The sequence below is a fragment of the Pseudomonas sp. Irchel s3b5 genome (genome assembly GCF_900187435.1).
In the GTDB taxonomy this organism is placed as follows: Bacteria; Pseudomonadota; Gammaproteobacteria; order Pseudomonadales; family Pseudomonadaceae; genus Aquipseudomonas.
This window is the reverse complement of the sequence record NZ_FYDY01000055.1, coordinates 1-5,583: the sequence shown is the minus strand read 5'-3', so window position 1 is coordinate 5,583 and position 5,583 is coordinate 1. Positions and strand designations below refer to the sequence as shown.

6 protein-coding genes are annotated in these 5,583 nt (G+C 61.6%); 3 read left to right on the top strand and 3 right to left on the bottom strand.

Translation table 11 applies throughout. From position 1 onward, the window contains the following. Positions 1-349 precede the first annotated feature (349 nt). Positions 350-658 (top strand): hypothetical protein, encoded by a 309-nt coding sequence (locus tag CKW15_RS27625; protein ID WP_095056719.1) that lies wholly within the window; start codon positions 350-352, stop codon positions 656-658. 2 nt (positions 659-660) lie between these two features. Here CKW15_RS27625 and greB read toward each other — a convergent pair whose 3' ends face one another. The 3 genes from greB to CKW15_RS27610 are packed head-to-tail and all read right to left on the bottom strand — an operon-like array spanning position 661 to position 4,380. Further along, a complete protein-coding gene (gene greB, locus CKW15_RS27620; RefSeq protein ID WP_017339816.1) occupies positions 661-1,158 on the bottom strand; it encodes a transcription elongation factor GreB in 498 nt (165 codons plus the stop codon). 34 nt (positions 1,159-1,192) lie between these two features. Continuing rightward, positions 1,193-3,697, bottom strand: a complete 2,505-nt coding sequence (locus CKW15_RS27615; RefSeq protein ID WP_095153072.1) for an ABC transporter permease — start codon at positions 3,695-3,697, stop codon at positions 1,193-1,195. Further along, a complete protein-coding gene (locus tag CKW15_RS27610; protein WP_095056721.1) occupies positions 3,697-4,380 on the bottom strand; it encodes an ABC transporter ATP-binding protein in 684 nt (227 codons plus the stop codon). The genes CKW15_RS27615 and CKW15_RS27610 overlap by 1 nt, the downstream gene beginning before the upstream one ends. Before the next feature lie 10 nt (positions 4,381-4,390). On the opposite strand from CKW15_RS27610, the gene CKW15_RS27605 reads away from it, so the two are divergent. Then, positions 4,391-4,996, top strand: coding sequence for an arylesterase (locus tag CKW15_RS27605; protein ID WP_095153071.1), 606 nt, complete (start codon positions 4,391-4,393; stop codon positions 4,994-4,996). A 56-nt stretch (positions 4,997-5,052) separates the two neighbouring features. Next, a complete protein-coding gene (locus tag CKW15_RS27600) occupies positions 5,053-5,346 on the top strand; it encodes a hypothetical protein (protein ID WP_003226812.1) in 294 nt (97 codons plus the stop codon). The last annotated feature ends 237 nt before the right edge of the window (positions 5,347-5,583 follow it).

The window sequence follows — 5,583 nt, the reverse complement described above, 5'->3', positions numbered from 1 at the left end:
AGGGCGGGTGTAGGAGGGATGTTTCTGGATCACCGTCCGAGGCCTTCGAGGCCAAGGACGGTGAAGATATCAAAGACCCGGTTTCCGGTGGACCGTAAGGCTGCTCCGCTTAAGTGAACAGCATTACCGCATTGCGGGCCTTTTTTGTTGTTCGTCATTCTTGACACTGTCCAGTCAGCTTCTCTAGGATGCTGCTCATGCGCCGATTTAAACAGCTACTTGCGGGGCGCCAGGTAACTCGATCAGTTACCGACAGAAGCTTGAAACAGGCTTCGAAATACCGCTAAAGCGCTGGTTCGGTGTTGCCTCTCACCTGCCATGCAGACTTTTGAGGCAGAGACACGACCCAATGAATGCACTAAGCCCCGTTATACGTCCCGCGCCGATCACGGCACATCTCACCCAACGCAATCCAAAAATCCTGCTTGGCGGCAAACATCAGCCGACGCTCTTGCGTTATCTCGACGGCTGGCCACGTCGTACCGGCGGCCCTGCTGCGTTCCTGATCCAGTTTGTCGAAGACGGCGAGTCCCTGGCGCGATTTGCCAACGACAGTTTCGATTTGGCAGTGATTCAGTCCCCCAGCCTCGAGGACGCACCTGAAGTGATCAGGCAACTGACTCGCGTTGCCCGGCAAGGGTTGATTACCCGTCGCTGAGGCTACGGATACTCAATAGCCACGATGTACACGCATTGCTCGCCGGTTGGCGTCTGGACCCGTACTTCGGCGTCCAGGGCCTTGCCGATCAGGGCGCGGGCCAGCGGTGAGTCGATGCTGATCAAACCCAGTTTGAGGTCCAGTTCATCCGGCCCGACAATGCGGTAGCGCGACTCTTTGCCGTCCTCGTCCTCGATCGTGACCCAGGCGCCGAAATAGACCTTGTTCGGATCACTGGGTTTTTCGCTGACGACCTTGAGCGCCTCCAGGCGTTTAGTGAGAAAGCGCACGCGGCTGTCGATCTCGCGCAGCATCTTTTTGCCGTAAGTGTATTCGGCGTTCTCCGAGCGATCGCCCTGTGCCGCTGCTTCGCTGACAGACTGCGTCACTTGCGGTCGTCGAACGTGCCAGAGCTCATGAAATTCGGCGCGCATCCGCGCTTCACCTTCAGGGGTGATCAGCGCGGTACCGGCGGTGCGGGGAGGGCGATAACGGCTCATGGCGACTTCTTGTGGTTAAGTGCGCTTGAGTTTATCAACCCTCGCGCAGTACTGTCAGGGGACTTGCGTTCAACGCCCGGCGGGTACCGAACACTCCGGCGCCACCGATTAGCAGCGCACCGATCAATGGGAGTATCAATAACCACGGATGTGGATGCCAGGGCAGGTCGAACGCATACCGGTAAAGCACCAGGCTCACGACTTCCGAGCCCAGCGCTGCCAGCAAGCCGCTGACCGCACCCAGTAAACCAAACTCGATCCGCCGCGCCTTGACCAGCAATTGCCGTTCCGCGCCCAACGCCCGCAACAATGCGCCCTGACGAATGCGTTCATCCAGCGTTGCTTGCAGACCGGAGAACAACACTGCCATCCCCGCCGCCAGCACGAACAACAACACGTACTCCACCGCCAGGGTGACTTGGGCGAGGATGCTGCGAAGCTGCGCCAGCAGCGCCTCGACTTGCAGAATGGTCACCGCTGGGAAAGACCGGGACAGGTCGACGATCTGCTGATCATGGCCGGCCGCCAGATAAAAACTCGTCAGGTAGGTCGCCGGCAGATCCTTCAGGGTGCCGGGCTGGAAGATCATGAAAAAGTTCGGCTGGAAGTTGTCCCAGTTGATGTCCCGCAGGCTGGTGACTTTCGCCTCGCGATTGACCCCGCCGACCGTAAAGACCAAATGATCGCCCAGTTTCAGCTTCAGGCTTTCGGCGACTTTGCCTTCTACCGAGACGCCGGGGATTTCATCGGGCGGTTGCTCGGGCCACCAGTTGCCGGCGGTGAGTTTGTTGCCAGCGGGCAGGTCCGCCGCCCAGGTCAGGCTCAGATCACGCTGGATGGCCCGGTCACCGGCCGATTCTTTGGTGACGACTTGTTGCACGGGCTCGCCATTGATGCTGATCAGGCGCCCCGGCACCACCGGATACAGCGGCGCCGACTGTGCCGACACGGCGATCAGGCGATCGGTAAAGGCTTGTTTGTCCGCGGGCAGGATGTTCAGGGCGAAATAGTTCGGTGCGTTTTTCGGCAGCTGGTTCTGCCAGGTATCGAGCAGCTCGCCACGCAGCAGGGCGATCAGCGCCATCGACAGCAGGATCAGGCCGAACGCCAGGGCCTGGCCTGCGGCGGCCAGTGGGTGACGCAGCAGTTGGCCCAGGCCGAGGCGCCACGGCAGGGAGGCGCGGGCGAGCATCCGTCGCAGGCTTTTGAGCAGCAGCAATAACAGGCCACCCAGCACCAGCGCGGCAACCACGCCACCGCCGAGCAGGGCAAAGGTCAGCAGCAGATCCAGGCTCAAGCGCCACATGATCAGGCCAAGGGCACCCAGCGCCGCGCCGTAGACCATCCACGTACTGGAGGGAATCGGCAGCATGTCCCGACGCAACACCCGCAATGGCGGCACCCGACCCAAGGCAGCCAGCGGCGGCAAGGCGAAACCGGCCAGTGCCACGAGTCCGGTGCCGATCCCGGCGATGGCCGGAAACAGACCGCCCGGTGGCACGTCGGTCGGTAGCAAATCATGCAACAAGGCAAACAGCCCCAGCTGTGCCAGCCAACCAATTGCGGCGCCGGTGAGGCTGGCGAGTAGTCCGAGCACGGTCAGTTGAAGGCTGAACAACACCAGGGTTTCCCGGCGTGACAGACCCAGGCAACGCAGCAGTGCGCTGGCATCGAAACGGCGGGTCGCGAAACGCGTCGCCGACAGCGCCACCGCCACACCGGCCAGCAACACCGCCACCAGACTGGCCATGTTCAGGTAACGCTCTGCTTTGCCCAAGGCGCCGCCGATCTGCCGGTTGCCATCGCGGGCATCCTGGATGCGCTGATTGGCCGCCAGTCCGGGTTTGATCAATTGCCGATACGCTTCCAGCGCTTCGGCATTGCCGCGCCAGAGTTCGCGGTAACTGACCCGGCTGCCGGGCTGCACCACACCGGTTGCGGCAAGGTCGTCGAGGTTGATCAGCACCCGTGGCGTCAGGCTGTAGAAGTTGCCGGCGCGGTCGGGTTCGTAAGTCAGCACGCGCGCCAGCGTCAGGGTTTTCATGCCGACATCGACGCTGTCGCCGATCTTCAAGTCGAGCGCGGTCAGCAGCCGCGCTTCAACCCAGGCTTCACCGGGCTTCGGTCCGCCACCGGGTACTTCCTGGGCGAACGGGGCGGGCGCGCTCTTCAGTTCACCACGTAGCGGATAGATGCTGTCCGCCGCTTTGATACTGGACAGCTGAATGCCGTTGTCGGTGGCGATAACGCTGGAGAACTCCACCACTTGCGCGTGTACCAGCCCCAGTTCGGTGCCGCTTTTGATCTGTTCGGGGCGCGCCGGTGAACTGCCTTCTAGCAGCAGGTCGGCGCCGAGGAACTCCGTAGCACGCAACATCATCGCGCCGTTCAGGCGAGCACCGAAGTAACCTATGGCGGTACTCGCGGCCACGGCCACCAGCAACGCGAAGAACAACACGCGCAACTCGCCGGCGCGGGCGTCGCGCAGCAGTTGGCGGATGGCGAGACTGAACAGGCGCAGCAGCGGCAGACGTGCCATCAAGGCTCCAGAGGGGCGACCAGCAGGCCCGCTTCAAGTCGGATCAGGCGCCGGCAGCGATGGGCCAGGCGTTCGTCGTGAGTCACCAGCACCAGGGTCGTGCCGCGCTCCTGGTTGAGTTCGAACAGCAGGTCACTGATGCGCTCACCCGTGTGGCTATCGAGGTTGCCGGTGGGTTCATCGGCGAACAGCACATCGGGTTCGGCGGCAAACGCCCGGGCAATCGCTACGCGTTGTTGCTCACCCCCGGATAGCTGGCGTGGCGAGTGGGTCAGGCGTTGGCCGAGTCCAACCCGTTGCAGTAATTCTGTGGCGCGGCTGCGGGCGTCTTTGCGGCCATCGAGCTCCAGCGGCAGCATGACGTTTTCCAGGGCGTTGAGGCTGTCGAGCAGCTGGAAAGACTGGAAGACAAAACCCACATGCTCGGCGCGGATGCGCGCGCGCTGGTCTTCGTCGAGGTTGCTCAGGGCTTGGCCGGCGAGGGTGACTTCGCCGCTGCTCGGCAGGTCGAGGCCGGCGAGCAGGCCCAGGAGCGTGGATTTGCCGGAACCGGACGCGCCAACGATGGCCAGGCTGTCGCCCTTGTTCAGTTCCAGGCTGAGTTCGTGCAGGATGGTCAGTTCACCTTCCGCGCTGGGAACCACTTTGCTAAGGTCCTTCGCGATGAGAATGCTTGCGCCCATGGAGAATCCGATGCGTGTGTGGTTTTTGAGTGCCGGTCTGGCCCTGATGTGCATGGCCCAGAACGCAGCGGCGGGTACTGTCCTGATCGTTGGCGATAGTATCAGCGCCGGTTTCGGCCTGGATACCCGGTTGGGGTGGGTGTCGTTGCTCGAACAGCGGCTCAAGCGCGAAGGTTTCGACGATAAAGTCGTCAACGCGTCCATCAGTGGTGACACCAGTGCCGGAGGTCAGGCGCGCCTGCCGGCGCTGCTTGCAGAGCATAAGCCGGAGCTGGTTGTGCTGGAGTTGGGCGGCAATGATGGCCTGCGTGGATTGCTGCCAACACAATTGCAACAAAATCTTGCGTCGATGATCGACAGCTCCCGGGCCAGCGGTGCCAAGGTGTTGCTGCTGGGCATGCAATTGCCACCCAATTATGGGGTGCGCTACACCAAGGCCTTTGCGGAGGTTTACAGCAACCTGGCCGATGAGAAGAAAATCCCGTTGGTGCCGTTTTTTCTCGAGGGCGTGGGCGGTCACCCGGAGCTGATGCAGGCCGACGGCATCCACCCGGCAGCCGGGGCTCAGGACAAGTTGCTGGAAAATGTCTGGCCTACTCTAAAACCGCTGTTATGACGCTTTTCTAGTCGCAGGCTTTCGGCTAAGGTGGCGCCCCCGATTTGGAGCCCCCGATGCCGCGTCCCGCCTGGTCACTTTTTGCCTATCAACTGATCGAGCCTGACGAACAGCTGGATCTGTTCGCCTGCCAGGAAGTGCGGGTGCATCTGGTGACCCGTCAACTGGAGTTGGGCGGCTCGGCGGACCGTACGCTGTGTGGCAGCCTGTTGCCGGCGCAGCCTCGCTGGTCGAGTGTTGATCGGCGGGTGTTTCAGGATCAGCGGTTGTGTTCGTTGTGTCGGGCGATTCTTGAGTCGCAGAAACGGGGGACGTCGCCGATCTGGCCTGAGTTGCGGTTTGAGCTGTGAGCTTTGATCCCGTCTTGGCGGCCTGACTTTGGTTGACCGAGTACATATCCGTTTCTGCGGTAACGGCTGCTTATGGTTTCGCCCTTACGGCGAGTCCCTTTTGTCAAACGCCCTCCGTGTCAGGCTACCTGTCACCCTTGTTGATTGACTCATTCATTCAAGAGGGCGAAGGTGCATAACAATGTCCAATCTAGGCAAACGCTACGACGACGACTTCAAAGATTGGGTCGTCTTGCA

Coding starts and splice junctions, on each gene's coding strand:
- CKW15_RS27625 (WP_095056719.1), top strand. CDS start 350: ATGAATGCACTAAGCCCCGTTATACGTCCCGCGCCGATCACGGCACAT.
- greB (WP_017339816.1), bottom strand. CDS start 1,158: ATGAGCCGTTATCGCCCTCCCCGCACCGCCGGTACCGCGCTGATCACC.
- CKW15_RS27615 (WP_095153072.1), bottom strand. CDS start 3,697: ATGGCACGTCTGCCGCTGCTGCGCCTGTTCAGTCTCGCCATCCGCCAA.
- CKW15_RS27610 (WP_095056721.1), bottom strand. CDS start 4,380: ATGGGCGCAAGCATTCTCATCGCGAAGGACCTTAGCAAAGTGGTTCCC.
- CKW15_RS27605 (WP_095153071.1), top strand. CDS start 4,391: ATGCGTGTGTGGTTTTTGAGTGCCGGTCTGGCCCTGATGTGCATGGCC.
- CKW15_RS27600 (WP_003226812.1), top strand. CDS start 5,053: ATGCCGCGTCCCGCCTGGTCACTTTTTGCCTATCAACTGATCGAGCCT.